The 12669-nt window shown below is 64.1% G+C and carries 13 protein-coding genes and 1 pseudogene; all 14 read right to left on the bottom strand.

All coding sequences use genetic code 11. From position 1 onward, the window contains the following. Nucleotides 1-151 precede the first annotated feature (151 nt). Nucleotides 152-991 (bottom strand): iron uptake system protein EfeO, encoded by an 840-nt coding sequence (gene efeO / locus EDF71_RS24475; RefSeq protein ID WP_202883117.1) that lies wholly within the window; start codon nucleotides 989-991, stop codon nucleotides 152-154. Nucleotides 992-1131: 140 nt separating this feature from the next. Continuing rightward, a complete protein-coding gene (gene efeB / locus EDF71_RS24470) occupies nucleotides 1132-2478 on the bottom strand; it encodes an iron uptake transporter deferrochelatase/peroxidase subunit (RefSeq protein ID WP_133859124.1) in 1347 nt (448 codons plus the stop codon). 45 nt (nucleotides 2479-2523) lie between these two features. Beyond that, on the bottom strand, nucleotides 2524-4632 hold the full coding sequence (efeU, locus tag EDF71_RS25235) for an iron uptake transporter permease EfeU (protein ID WP_166656644.1): 2109 nt from the start codon (nucleotides 4630-4632) through the stop codon (nucleotides 2524-2526). 374 nt (nucleotides 4633-5006) lie between these two features. Beyond that, nucleotides 5007-5615 carry a response regulator gene (locus tag EDF71_RS24460; protein ID WP_133859123.1) on the bottom strand — a complete coding sequence of 203 codons (609 nt, stop codon included), beginning with the start codon at nucleotides 5613-5615 and terminating at the stop codon, nucleotides 5007-5009. Then, nucleotides 5612-6055, bottom strand: a complete 444-nt coding sequence (locus EDF71_RS25515) for an ATP-binding protein (RefSeq protein WP_243854450.1) — start codon at nucleotides 6053-6055, stop codon at nucleotides 5612-5614. The genes EDF71_RS24460 and EDF71_RS25515 overlap by 4 nt, the downstream gene beginning before the upstream one ends. A gap of 101 nt (nucleotides 6056-6156) precedes the next feature. Beyond that, nucleotides 6157-6414, bottom strand: a pseudogene (locus EDF71_RS25510) (histidine kinase dimerization/phospho-acceptor domain-containing protein); the annotation flags it as partial. A gap of 350 nt (nucleotides 6415-6764) precedes the next feature. Then, nucleotides 6765-7943: a porin gene (locus tag EDF71_RS24450; protein WP_166656643.1), complete on the bottom strand. Its 1179-nt coding sequence runs from the start codon at nucleotides 7941-7943 to the stop codon at nucleotides 6765-6767. A 155-nt stretch (nucleotides 7944-8098) separates the two neighbouring features. Further along, nucleotides 8099-9007: a CorA family divalent cation transporter gene (locus EDF71_RS24445; protein WP_133859121.1), complete on the bottom strand. Its 909-nt coding sequence runs from the start codon at nucleotides 9005-9007 to the stop codon at nucleotides 8099-8101. Beyond that, nucleotides 9004-9957 (bottom strand): CorA family divalent cation transporter, encoded by a 954-nt coding sequence (locus EDF71_RS24440; protein WP_133859120.1) that lies wholly within the window; start codon nucleotides 9955-9957, stop codon nucleotides 9004-9006. The genes EDF71_RS24445 and EDF71_RS24440 overlap by 4 nt, the downstream gene beginning before the upstream one ends. Beyond that, nucleotides 9954-10292, bottom strand: a complete 339-nt coding sequence (locus EDF71_RS24435) for a hypothetical protein (RefSeq protein ID WP_208301132.1) — start codon at nucleotides 10290-10292, stop codon at nucleotides 9954-9956. The genes EDF71_RS24440 and EDF71_RS24435 overlap by 4 nt, the downstream gene beginning before the upstream one ends. A gap of 46 nt (nucleotides 10293-10338) precedes the next feature. Next, the gene (locus EDF71_RS24430; RefSeq protein ID WP_243854449.1) at nucleotides 10339-11289 is read right to left on the bottom strand and encodes a CorA family divalent cation transporter; all 951 of its coding nucleotides are present in this window, start codon (nucleotides 11287-11289) and stop codon (nucleotides 10339-10341) included. Beyond that, a complete protein-coding gene (locus tag EDF71_RS24425; RefSeq protein WP_133859119.1) occupies nucleotides 11286-11615 on the bottom strand; it encodes a hypothetical protein in 330 nt (109 codons plus the stop codon). The genes EDF71_RS24430 and EDF71_RS24425 overlap by 4 nt, the downstream gene beginning before the upstream one ends. Nucleotides 11616-11742: 127 nt before the next feature. Further along, nucleotides 11743-12108, bottom strand: coding sequence for a hypothetical protein (locus tag EDF71_RS24420; RefSeq protein WP_133859118.1), 366 nt, complete (start codon nucleotides 12106-12108; stop codon nucleotides 11743-11745). Nucleotides 12109-12579: 471 nt separating this feature from the next. After that, nucleotides 12580-12669 (bottom strand): IS3 family transposase (locus tag EDF71_RS24415; RefSeq protein ID WP_133859117.1); only part of this gene is annotated, 90 nt, incomplete at its 5' end.

Below are 12669 nucleotides of genomic sequence, written 5' to 3'. Positions count from 1 at the left end.
TGCGGTCGAGCACTTGTTCCTCCTGATTGCCGTTGAATCAGGCCTTAGGGTACTCAAGCGTTCGCCAGTCATCCACGGAATTCAGCGATGAACCTAAAAAAACCGCCCCTTGCACAGGAGCGGTTCATCGTTCAGCAGCCTGAGGGCGCTATCAGTTCAGGCCGAGCATGCCGCGCAGCTTGGACAAGTCTTCGGCTAGCGTGTTGACGCGGCCGGCCAGGATCTTGCGGTCGGCCTCATTCAGCTTGGTGTACAGCTCAAAGCTGCCATCGGGCTTGCGGTACTTGGCCAGGATGTCGAACACGGTCTTGAAGTTCGACGCGGTCTTTTCGACAAAGGCCTTGTCCTTCTTCTCGACCAGGGGGCGCAGCAGTTCGAAAATCTTGTCCGCACCTTCGAAGTTGGCTTGGAAGTCGTCCAGGTCGGTGTGGCTGTAGCGCTCTTCTTCACCCGAGATCTTGGTGGCTGCCACCTCTTCCATCAGCACGGCTGCGCCGCCCACTACCTTCTCGGGCGGGAAGGTCAGGCCGCTCACGCGCTTTTGCAGCTCCTTGGCATCGGCCAGCAGCTTGTCGGCAAATGGGGTCAGGCCCTTGGTGCTTTTTTCAACCCAGAGGCCGTATTCGATGCGGTGGAAGCCGGTGAAGCCCGGGTCCTTCTCTGCCTTCTCATGGTCATCGGCGCGCGAGTCCATGCTCTTGTCCAGATCGGCAAACAGCTCGGCAATCGGCTCGATGCGCTCGTATGGGCGGCGCACGGTGGCATACATCTTCTTGGCCTCTTCGACCTTGCCGGCCTTGACCGCATCGGTGAAGGCCTGCACGCCCTTGACCAGCTCGCGCAGGTTGTTGTTGACGTACAGCTTGTACTCCGCCAGTGGCTTGACCAGCTCCAGCGCAGACACGCCTTCTGCCGCCCAGCTGGACAGGGGGATGACGCTGGCACTGCCGGCCAGCAGCAGGCCTTGCAAGAATTGGCGACGCATGGACATACGAGAACTCCTAGATACTGTTAGATTGATAATTTTTGGCTTCCAGTATCCCAATGCCAAACCCAGGTTGGCGTCCTTCAGGAAGATGGACGCGCCCAGGCCTTGCAGTACAGACACTAGTGGCTGGTTAGGAAACGGGATCAGGCCTTCTTGGCGGCAGCGGCCAGCAGGCCACGGCCCAGCCAGTCATTGGCATCGGCCACGCCGGGCAGCACATAGAAAAAGCCGCCGCCAATGGGCTTGATGTATTCTTCGAGCGGCTCGCCATCCAGGCGCTTTTGCACCGTGACAAAGCCTTTTTCCAGATCAGCCTGGTAGCAGATGAACAGCAGGCCCATCTCCAGCTGGCCGGACTTGGTCACGCCATTCGAGTAGTTGAAGGGGCGGCGCAGGATCAGGTTGGCTTCGCTGCCATGGTTGCGCGGGTTGGCCAGGCGGATATGGGCGTCCATCGGGGTCTTCTTGCCTTCGGGATCGGCCGCATAGTCCGGCGTGTCGTGCTCAGTCTTCTTGCGCGCATCCAGCGGTGCGCCGCTGTCCTTGTCGCGGCCCATGATGGCCTCTTGCTCGCCCAGCGGCGTGCGGTCCCAGCGCTCGACAAAATTGCGGATGATGCGCACCGCCTGGTAGCTGCCACCAGCGGCCCAGGCGGGCTCGTCGGACTCGGGCTGCACCCAGACGATGCGGCGCATCATCGCATCGTCATCGGATTGGGGGTTGGCCGAGCCATCGCGGAAACCCAGGAAGTTGCGCGCGCTCTCTGCCGGCTGGCCCGCAGCGGCGGGGATCGGCGGCACCGAGCCCTCCTGCTTCCAGCGCACCATCAGCAGATCGGGCAGGTTCTTGATGATGTCACGCAGCGCATGGATATTGGTATCAGGCGTGTTGGCGCAGAACTGGATCGACAGATCGCCATGGCAGAGCGCAGACTGCAGCGCATCATTGGGGTGCTGCTGCATGGGGGTGAGGCGCTTGGGCAATTGGTCCTTCAGACCAAAGCGGCCATCAAACAGGCTGTGGCCCACACCTACCGTCACCGTCAGCGCATCGGGCTGCACCACCGGGCCCAGAATACCCGAGCCTGCGGGCGGCAGCTTGGGGTCGAGCACCGGCTGGGCGCCGCCCTGGGTCAGAAAGTGGATGCGCTCGGTCAGGGTTTTGAACAGGCGCTCGAGCTCCGCCTGGTTGCTGGCCAGCACATCGAAGCTGACCAACATGCCGGCCAGCGGCCGGGGCGTGACGATACCGGCCTGGTGCTTGCCGTAAAACGGCACGCGTTGCTGCGACACACTGGTATGGGGCGCATCGGCCACCTGGGTGTTGCCAGGCGAGGCATCCTCGGCAGCCAGGGCCTGGCGCGCGGGCATGCCGGCCAGCACGCCGGCGCCCATGACGCCAGCGGCCTCACCCAGCCAGCGGCGGCGCGATGGGTTGGTGCCGTCCTGGGCGATGGATTGAGACTCGTTCCTGTTCTTGAACAAAGACATGTGGTGCTTTCTGTATGTTATTTGTAGAAATAGAAGGCGGAAAGTTTAGGGCTGCAAGCCCAGCGCTGCATTGACCTTGGCCATGCTTTGCGAAGTCTGGTAGAGCGCCTGTGCCAGGTTCTGGCACTGCACCGGGTTCAGCGCGCTGCCGGCAATGTCGGCCACCTGGCTGTCATCGGCGGGCACGCCCAGCTCTTCCATGCGCTGGCGCAGCTTGGCCAGGCTGTCTTGCAGCTGCTGGTTCAAGGCCGGGTTGGCATTGGTCAATACCGGGCCCAACACTTGCTGCGCCTTGTTGGCGGCCGCCCAAGTGCCATAGACAAACTGCAGCACCGCCCGGCCCTGCTCGGGCGTGGTCGCCTCGCCCGGGATCAGGGTGGAGGCACGCTCCAGCGCCTTGGCCGCAGCAGCGGCAATCGACTGGGGTTGCAGGGCGGCATCGCCCAGGCGCTGGGCCAGTTGCTGCACATCCTGCTGCAGGCTGGTGGCCAGTGGCAGCAGCTGCTCTGCCGCCTCACCCGCTTGCAGGCCAGCGGCAATGCGCTGCAGCCCCACAAAGGCCGGGTCCTTGTCGCGCAATGCAAAGTCTGCAGCACGCGCATCGATGCGGGCATTCAAATCACCGTACTGCACCGCCAGCGGGGCCAGCTTTTGGTACTGGCCGCGCGCCAGCGCTGCCAGTTGCTGGGCATCGGCGGGGTAGCCATCGGGCGAGGTGGCACCGGCTTCCAGCGGGTGGGCCAGGCGCTGCTGCAGCGCATCCACCATCTCTTGCAGGCTGGCCGTCTCGGTCAGCATGTAGACCTGGTATTCGGCCAGTGCGCCCAGGAAGGCGGTCACTGGCGGCTTGGCGGCCTCGGCCTTGAAGGCATCCGAGGTCGTCACCGTCAGGCTGCCGCGCGCGGCGTTGAGCAGGCCGCAGGTCATCTCGTAGTTGCCGGGCACCAGGCGTGCGCTCAGCTGCTGCGTCATGCCGGGCAGAATGTTCTCGCGCTCTTCGAGCACCATCACGCCGTCCAGAATTTCCCATTCCAGCGCGCGCTGCGATTGGTTGACGATGCGGAAGATCACCTTGCCTGCCGGCACCGTCACCGCATTGGGGGTGCAGGTGCCCTGGTTGATTTCAATGGTCACCACCGGCACACCATCGGCCGAGGTGGCGCTACCCGCAGCAGCACCGCTGGCATGCGGCGCCGTCGATGCCTGCCAGAAGGCAGCGGCACCCAGCAGGAACACGACCACACTGCCCAGCACCACCGGGCCCAGACGGGGCGCAGGCTCGGCAGCGGACACAGCAGCCGACGCAGCGGCAGGGCTTGGCGCAGCAGGTGCGCCCGCCACCGCAGGTGCCGCCTTGACCGGCCAGAAGAACATCACCAAGGTCACGGCCAGGTACAGCGCCCAGGCCAGCACTTCGCCGACGACCGGCGCATGCATATAGCCCAGCAGGCCGCCCAGAATCACGCCCAGCGGGCTGTCTTCAGGCAACACACCACTGCTGTCGAACACGACTTGCTGCAGCTGGTTCCAGACGCCGGCCTCATGCAGGCGGCGCACCGCGCCGGCGAGCAGGCCAGCGGCCACAACCAGGATAAAGATACCGGTGTAGCGGAAGAACTGGCGCAGATTGATGCGCACGCCGCCTTTGTAGAGACCAATGCCCAGCAGCACGGAAAGCGCCACGCCGAGGAAGGCGCCAGCCGCTGCGCTCCAGCCCGAGCTTTGCTGGAAGATGGCCAGCAGGAAGAAGACGGATTCGACGCCTTCACGCGCCACCGCCAGGAAGACCATGCCGATCAGCGCCCAGCTGGCACTGCCCGAGGTGCTGAGCGCCTTGTCGACCGAGGCCTGCAACTCGCCCTTGATCGAGCGCGAGGCCTTGCGCATCCAGAACACCATGCCGGTGAGCATGCCGACCGCGATAAAGCCGACCAGGCCTTCAAACAGCTCCTGCTGCTTTTGCGGAAACTCGGCTGCCATCCACTGCAGGCCTGCGCCCACAAACAGCGACAGACCCAGCGCGAGAAACACGCCCGCCCAGACAGCGGGCATCAGGCGTGCGCGGCCTGTGTGGCGAAGGAAACTGGCAATGATGCCAACGATCAGCGCGGCCTCGATGCCCTCGCGCAACATAATCAAAAATGGAACCAGCATGTAATGTGTTGCTCAAGCCGGAGGCGCACGTCAAGGCTGCGCCGCCTGCTGATCTTTCTCAGTTCTGTCGATAAATTCCCAAGCCCGCCGGATGGCGCAGGGTCCGCCGCAGGCAGACTATGCCGCAATGCAGCAAAGGCAGGTGCAGCATGTTAAGACCAAACCACCGTCACACGCAGCGCATACGGAGGCCGCCTACACGCAGGCACATCATTTACAAGCGAAAACGCGTATCTTATCATCGCTGACATGGTTTTCAAGCTATCAAATATATAGCAACTGTCTTTCTGCAAACACCCATGCCGCCAACATGGCGTAAGGCTGGCTTCAGAGTCGCCTCCCCTCTGGCCAGGCACCGCCCTGGCGGAGAAGCGCTAAACAGCCAGCTTCTCGGTGAGGCGCACCAAGTCGGCCAGCGATGTCAGCTGCAGCTTGCGCATCGCATTGCCACGCCGCACCTTGACCGTCACCTCGCTGAGCTGCAACTGGTGCGCCACCTGTTTGTTCAACAGGCCCTGCACCACCAGCAGCACCACCTCGCGCTCACCATCACTCAAGCTCTGCCAGTGGCCCTGGATGTCGGCCCGGTCGGCATCTTCCAGGCGCCGGGCGCGGTCTTGCGCAATCCCTTGGTGGATGGCGTCCAGCAGGTCCTGGTCCCGAAAAGGCTTGGCCAGAAAGTCGATGGCACCGTTCTTGATGGCTTTGACACCCATCGCAATATCGCCATGGCCGGTGATGAAGACCACCGGCAACTGCAAGCCCAGGGTCTGCATCTGGCGCTGGAACTCAATGCCGCTCAGCCCCGGCATGCGCACATCCAGCACCAGGCAGCCGGGCACATCGGCCAGCGGCTGCGCCAAAAACGCGGCGGCCGACGCAAAGGCCCGCACCGGAAGGCCGACCGATGCGAGCAAATCCTCTAGCGCGGCGCGCACCGAGTTGTCGTCATCGACCACATAGACCATGGCGGCGTCGCTCATGCCTCGCCCTCCTCCGGCGCTGCCGGTACGCTGAATGCAAACACTGCCCCATGGGATGGCTGGGCTTCCGCCCAGATATGGCCGCCATTGGCCTCAACAATGCTGCGGCTGATGCTGAGCCCCACGCCGATGCCCTCGTGCTTGGTGGTCCAGAAGGGTTCAAACACCTGCTCCTGCGCACCGGCGGGCAGGCCCGGGCCGCCATCCGATACCCGAAACACCAGCTTGTCCTGCAGCTGCAGCGATTCCACCAGGATGGTGCGGCGCGCGACATCGACCAGGGCCGTGGCCTCCATCGCATTGAGCACCAGGTTGGCGATGACCTGCTGGACCTGCACCGGATCGGCCAGCGCCAGCGGCAGCCCGGGGGCCAGGTCGGCACGCATCGCGATGTCCAGCCGCTGCATCTCGGCCTGCGACAGCGCCAGCACCTCACGCACGGCGGCATTGAAGACAAAGGGCCGGGTACTGGCCGGCTCGCCCTTCTTAGCTTGCGCACCCGCGCAATGATGCCGCTGGCCCGGTCCGCATCGCCCAGAATGCGCTGCAGCGCCTGGCGGGCCTTGTCCAGGTTGGGCGGGTCCTGCTCCATCCAACGCTGGCAGGCGTGGCCGCTGGTGACGATGGCCGCCAAGGGCTGGTTCAGCTCATGCGCGATCGAGGTGGTCAGACCCTCCAGGCTGTGGATGCGCGAGATGCGCAGCAGCCTGGCCTGGGCCTCATGGGCCGCCGCGCGTGCCAGTTCTGCCCTGCAGGCCAGGTAGCCGGTGATCAGAATCGCCACCGTGCTGATGAGCATATTGATCTGGCCCGCACGCTGGTCGCCATAGCTGGTGATGAAAAAGCTCAGCCAGGTCAAGGCAATGCAGCAGCCCGAGAGCAGGGCCAGCCCACGCCATGCCAGTACATGGGCCATCGCCAGAATGATCACGGTGTAGAACACCGACACCGCCACCTCGTAACGCGTCGCCGTGTCGAGCAGAAACAGCAGCGCCAGCGCCAGCACCATGGCCGTCAAATGCAGGACTCGGCGGCGGCGGGGCTGGGTGGGCTGGGACTGGGTCTTCATCGGAAACAAGGCAGCAAGGGGTGGCAGGAATCGCCAAAGGCTACCACGCCCGCCGCCAGCAGAAACAAAGACCCGCTGCATCAGAAACGGGTGTTCAGCCCAAAGGCCACCTGGCTGACCGAAGGTTGGCTGGCATCCAGCGCCGTATCCATCGCATAGGCCCGGCCATGGGCGGCAAAGGCATACAGGCTGGTGCGCAGCGACAGTGGGTAGATGTAGCCCAGCGACATCACCTGGCTGGTCTTGGCGCGCGCGCCGCTGGCCTGCCAATCCCAATTAGGCTTTGCCTGCGACCACTGCATCTGGAGCTCGCCACGGCCCAAGGGCACCGACGCGGCCAGATAGACCGCGTCCAGCCGGCCGCCATCGATGAACTCGGCAGGCCCCAGGCCTTTGAGCCCGGCCGCCTGCAACTGCGCCGGGCCATCGCCGCCATTGCGCCCGACAAAGCCATTGCGCTGGCGGCTCCAGCCCGCTGCCAGGCGCGCCACCCCAAAGTTGTAGCTGGCACCCAGTTGCGCGGCGCTGGGGCGCTGGCCTCCCAGGGCGTCCAGATGCAGGGCGCTGGCTTGTTCCCAGCTCGCGGCCAGCAGCCAGGGGCCTTGCTCATAGCGCAGCGCCAAACTGTAGAGCTTGTTGCTGTCGCAACCGCTCGCATCTGCAGCTGGCGCATCGCCCGCATCCAAGCTGTAACTGGCGCCCAGTTGCACACCGCTCCACTGCGGGCTGCGCCAGCTGATCTGCTTGGACACCTGGTAGTTGTCCGAGGCCCGCAGCAAGGCACCGACGCCAAAGTCGCGCCAGGCCCCCACTTCGATCGCGCTGACAAAGGCCTGGCCGACGGTGTACTGGCGCCCCAGACGCAGCTCGCCCAGGCTGGCGTTGCCCACTCCCACCCAGGACTGGTAGTTGAACGGCCTCGCCGGGTCATCGGGTGCGCCGTGGGCCACATCCAGGCCGCCCTCCAGCGCAAAGACTGCATAGCTGTCGCCGCCCAGTGCCTCACGGCCCTGCAGGCCCCAGAGCGAGTCCGACTGGCCCCCGCTCAACAGGCCTTTGACGCTTGGCCCGCCGCTCACCCGGGAGGAACTGATGGCCGCATCGACGGTGCCATAGAGGCGCACATGGGTTTGCGCCTGGGCCGGCATGGCCACCACGGCGGCCAGCAGAGCAGCGCCGCTGGACAAAGTCTGGCAAATAGTTGGCTGACGAAGCTCGGCCAAGCGCGAGACGATCAATGGAAAAAACAATATGGACATTGCTTGCTCAGTCGTGGCTGGGCCGGAGCGCTGTCGCATCGCGCGACTGGCGCTGCGGCCTGGCTGGTGGAAATGAGGCAGGTGGAAGATAAAGGGCAAACGCTTGCTTAGGCAATGGTGCAAAAACAACCGATGGGATGCTGGTGCTGGATCCGTCATCGCAAGGTGCCCGATTGTTTGACCATCCAGACGGGGATCGCGGTCAGCACCAGGACGGCCAGCAACTGCATCCACAAGGAGCCCGGCCAGGACAGCTCGGGCATCACCCGAAAGTTCTGGCCGTACCAGTTGATCAGGGCCGTGCCGGGGATAAACGCCGCCCAGAGCACGCTGAACACCTTGGTCACATTCAGGTCGCTCATGGCCACGGTCTCCTCGGCCGCCTGGCGCTGAAAGCGCTGCCGCTCCAGCATAAAGCGGCCACGCCGTTGCACGCTGTCGATCTCTGCCAGCAGCGCATCAACATGGCTGCGCTCCAGCTGCGAGCCCTGCAACACACTGCGCCGCAGCTGCCTGGCCGCCTGCGCCAGGTCATCCAGTGCCTCCAGCACCACCGAAAGAGGCCGGTTGAGCATCGCCAGATCGCTGTCGACATCGGTCAGGTCTTCGGCCCCCCGGGTGCCGGGCGTGCCGACCGTCAGCTGAAAGCTGCGCAGCGATCGCATCGTCGTCGTCAGCCCCGCGTCAATCCGGTCCAGCACCAGACCCGTCTGGCCCAGCAACTGGTGCAGCAGCACCAGGGCGACCGCATGCGCACTGCCCGCCGGCAGGCCCTGGGCCTGGAAGCGCTGCTGTGCCTGGCCAGGGCGCAGCATGCGCTGCCCCGTCTCGACCGTGTAGAGCGGTTTCGCATCCGCAGACTGGTGCCAGAGCATATCGGCCAGCAGCACCCGCCCGTCCTGAACGCGCGCGCAGCGGATGCGCATCGCCGCGCCAGCGCCCCTTTGGCTTGGCGCCGTGGTCGGCAGCAGGTCCAGGCCATGGTCTCTACCCAGGTCGTGCAGCGCCTGGGGGCTGGCGGCCTGCAGCCGCATCCATAGCGGCAAGTTTGTGTCCCAAGTCATCGCATCCACCCCTTGCGTTTGATATAGGCCAGCGGCATCAGCGCAAACAGCCCTGTGAGCCCCATGACCATCCACTCACCCCAAGGCAGTCCCAGCTCGGGCATATAGGCAAAGTTCTGCCCGTAGAAGGCAGCAACCAAGGTGGGCGGCGTAAACACGGCGGTCACTACGGTGAAGACCTTGATGACCTGGTTTTGCTTGATATCCAAGGTGGTCATCAAGGATTGCTGCAGGTTGCGGATCTTGTCGTGCTGAAACCGGGCATAGCGGCGCAGGCTGTGGATGTCGGACAGCAGCACTGGCAAACGCGGCCCCAAACGCCCATCGCCTGCCGCACGCCGCAGCCAGCGGCCTGCGCGCGCCAGCATCAGCTGGCCCTCCACCGCCTTGGCGACCAGCTCTTCCGCCTCTCCCAAGGCCATGGCGGTGCCGGCAATATCGGCCACCCCCGCCTGGCGCTTGGCGGTGTCAAAGCCGCCGCTGGCCGCCGCCACGGCATCGCTGCGCTCATCCAGCCGCGCCGCAATATCGCGCAAGCTGGCATGGGCTGCGTCGTTGAGCGCTTCAAGCATGCAAAACATCATCGTGCAGGGATCCAGGACACCGCCATCAGCCAGGGACGCAAACAGCTGCTCACTGGCCCGGTCCAGCGCCTGCAGCTGCAGGCCTTGCTCCACACTGATGAGCCGGTCCTTGCCCAGCGCAAAGATGACGACCGTCTCCCGGAACTCTCCGTCCTGGCAGATCACGAGCTCCACCGGGATGACGATGAAATCGCCCTCTTCCATCGCGGCACGGCCGCGTGCCGAGGACAGATCCAGGCCATGCATGCGCTGCGCGGCGGCCAGCGGCTCAGCTTGCTGCGTATTGAGCCGCTGCCAGCCGGCTTTGGCCAGACGCGCCGCCATCAGGCCGCCAGCGGCATGGGGGTTGATGCGGTCCTCGCTCATGGCAGCACCTCGGGCTTGGCTTCCGCGTCCGGCGCGGTCCATGCGGCAGCCTGCGTGGCCTGTTCCTGCTGGTCCAGCACATAGCCGCCATACAGATGCAGAGCGGCAAAGCTGCCCAGAATGAGCGCATACAGCACGATCACCGCGATCATGATTTCGCGCTCGATCTGCGCGGTGCGCGGACGGCTGGCTCGCGCCGCGTTGATGGCCTGGCGGCGTTGTGATGCGGCCTCGCTCGCATCCTGCAGGCTCAGGTCAGCATTCCAGACCAAACCTTCCAGGTTGCGGTTGAGCGTGGTGTAGCTGAAGTGGGTTTTGTCAGTCGTTGGCGGCATGGGAATACTCCGGGTTTTGGGGCAGATGGCGGGCTGGGCCTTGCGCTCAGCGCAGCCAGCCACGGTGTTTGACATACAGCAGCGGCAGCAACGCCAGCCCTGCCGTCAGCGCGATGGTGATGGGCTCGCCGTATTGCCACTCCAGGATGGGCATCCGGGCCACATTCATGCTGTAGTAGGTGGAGATCAGCATCGCCGGCAGAAACACCGCCGTGACAACCGAGAACACCTTGACGATCTGGTTTTGCTTGACGTTCAGCGCCATGTTGTTCGTGGTCTGCAGCAAGCGTACGCGGTCATGCACAAAGCTCACATGGTCCTCGACCGCTTCAATGTCTTCGACCAGGCTCGCAAACAGCGCCTGCACTGCGGCATCGGCCTGGGGCATGCGCGCCAATGCATGGCGGGCTGCCAGCGCCAGCTGCAGCTGGCTCTCCAGGCAATCAGACAGCAGCTCTTCGACCTCGCCCAGATCCAGCTGGGCCGAGACCACATCGCTCACCCCAAAATCGCGGTTCCGCGCCTCCAGGCTGTTCAATACCGAATTGGTTTGCACCAGCACCCGGCCCAAGTCGCTGTTGAGCGAGTCCAGTAGCTCGTCCGTCGCATCATTGATGGCCTGCAGCACCACGGCAAAGCTCTCAAATGCGGGCATGGCATGCCCTTGGCGCGCCAGCCTGGTTTGCGCCGTCTCGAGCGCCTGCGGCGCGGTGCTGGGCTCCAGCGATACCAGCATGCCTTGGCCGAGCACAAAGATGACGCGGCTGGCTTTTCTGCGGCCCTGCTCAAGGCCTAGAAAGGTGATTGCAAAGTAGCTGAATTCGCCATCCTGGCTCAGGTTGCGCTGCAGGCCGTATGCAATATCCAGGCCCAGGCTCTGCTTGATGCTTGCAAGCTTGCGGGGCTCATCGGCACGGATTCGCAGCCACCGGGGCAAGGCTTCCAGCTCGGCACCGGCTGCTGGCTGCAAAAGATCAGGTCGGTGTGGCATATTCATCGCGAAGACTCCTGTGCGGGGGTATCGGATTTGAGCGACTTCGCGCTTTCATAAAACCCAGAGTGCGAGCCCGAGGTGGAAGAGGTCTTGGTATCCAGGTGGTAGTTGCCAAGATGCAGCGCCGCCACGGCGAGCACCAAGATGCCCCAGGTGACGCCCAGCATCGAAAACGACAGGCGCTCATACCGCGACCATTGCCGAGGCCGCTTTTGCGGCGCCGTAAAGGGGCGGCGTGCGGGCCGGCTCCAGACAAGGCTGTGCAAGCCCAGCTCGGTACTGACAGGCGGTGTTGATCCACCGGGCGAAGGGTGTTGGGGATATGTCATGGTGCGTCCAGGTTGGCACAGCCCTGCCCAGCCGAGGGCACACACATTGCGTGCCTAGGGCTGTCAGGATGGCAGGTTGGAAAGAAAAGCAGTAGGCGCTGCGTGTGGCAGCACCCAGCGTCAAGGATTAACGGCGGGTGCTCGCAGCATTGCGACCTGCAGGCAGATCTGCCTGATGGCCAAATAGCCAGTACAGAGCATGGGCACGGCCCGATGGCCGGTAAGCCGCCAATCGTGCAGGCCGATCCAAGCCCTGCAGACGGTTGCGGGCCACGCGGCTCAAACGGGATAGCACCCGCGCGCGGTCCCTAGCGGGCAACTTGGAGAGTGCGTCGGCAATGACTGGCCCGGAAAGTCCCGATAGCGCCTGCGCAAAGGGCTTGTCGCCCTGCGATGCCAGAAAGGCAGACAGCGCCGATGGGGCGTCCGATGCCACAGCGGCGCGGATCACGCGCTGCAGCAGCGCGCTGGAGGGGGAGTGGAAGAACAGCATGAGGATCTCCTTGGGGCAGCGCGCCGCCAAGGCTTCTCATGCATTTAGATGCGCGATGGCCTTGGGCTGCGTGCCCGGTGGGGGGTGGTCAGAGGGAGGTGGCGCTGGTAGCAGCGCATTGCAGGCTCAGGATCGGGGTCCATGGCTTTTCTCCAGTTGAACGTTTGGGGGTGCCCATGTCTTGGCTTCAGCAACTGAAGTGCACATCGGCGGCAATCGCCGAGTCGGTACATGGCGCAAGGCGGAGCGTCATCACAAGCTGAAAGCGCGGGTCTTTCGCGACGGCAGGAAGAATTCTCGCAGGCCCTTGGCGGGATCGCCAGTGGCCTTTGGGGTGCATGCCACTGCCATTGGGATGAGGGAAATATACGAAGGTATACAGCACCCGACTTTGCGCTGCCCTAAACCCGGCAAGACAAAAAAACCGGCAGCCCATACTGAACTGACCCCAAGAAGTTGGACAGTCGAATGTTAGCGGCTCAAGGCCTGAGTTCGGTACTCCACCGGGCTCAGGCCTTTTAGTTTGAGCTTGAGCCGGTGGTGGTTGTAGTAGTGAATGTA

The organism is Comamonas sp. JUb58, from assembly GCF_004364775.1.
GTDB lineage: Bacteria > Pseudomonadota > Gammaproteobacteria > Burkholderiales > Burkholderiaceae_C > Comamonas.
Note: the sequence above shows the minus strand (reverse complement) of the source record. Positions and strands in the feature narration are given on the sequence as shown.

Bases quoted from the DNA above. Each gene is read 5' to 3' on its own strand.
- efeO (WP_202883117.1), bottom strand. From the start codon at position 991: ATGTCCATGCGTCGCCAATTCTTGCAAGGCCTGCTGCTGGCCGGCAGT.
- efeB (WP_133859124.1), bottom strand. From the start codon at position 2,478: ATGTCTTTGTTCAAGAACAGGAACGAGTCTCAATCCATCGCCCAGGAC.
- efeU (WP_166656644.1), bottom strand. From the start codon at position 4,632: ATGCTGGTTCCATTTTTGATTATGTTGCGCGAGGGCATCGAGGCCGCG.
- EDF71_RS24460 (WP_133859123.1), bottom strand. From the start codon at position 5,615: ATGAGCGACGCCGCCATGGTCTATGTGGTCGATGACGACAACTCGGTG.
- EDF71_RS24450 (WP_166656643.1), bottom strand. From the start codon at position 7,943: ATGTCCATATTGTTTTTTCCATTGATCGTCTCGCGCTTGGCCGAGCTT.
- EDF71_RS24445 (WP_133859121.1), bottom strand. From the start codon at position 9,007: ATGACTTGGGACACAAACTTGCCGCTATGGATGCGGCTGCAGGCCGCC.
- EDF71_RS24440 (WP_133859120.1), bottom strand. From the start codon at position 9,957: ATGAGCGAGGACCGCATCAACCCCCATGCCGCTGGCGGCCTGATGGCG.
- EDF71_RS24435 (WP_208301132.1), bottom strand. From the start codon at position 10,292: ATGCCGCCAACGACTGACAAAACCCACTTCAGCTACACCACGCTCAAC.
- EDF71_RS24430 (WP_243854449.1), bottom strand. From the start codon at position 11,289: ATGAATATGCCACACCGACCTGATCTTTTGCAGCCAGCAGCCGGTGCC.
- EDF71_RS24425 (WP_133859119.1), bottom strand. From the start codon at position 11,615: ATGACATATCCCCAACACCCTTCGCCCGGTGGATCAACACCGCCTGTC.
- EDF71_RS24420 (WP_133859118.1), bottom strand. From the start codon at position 12,108: ATGCTGTTCTTCCACTCCCCCTCCAGCGCGCTGCTGCAGCGCGTGATC.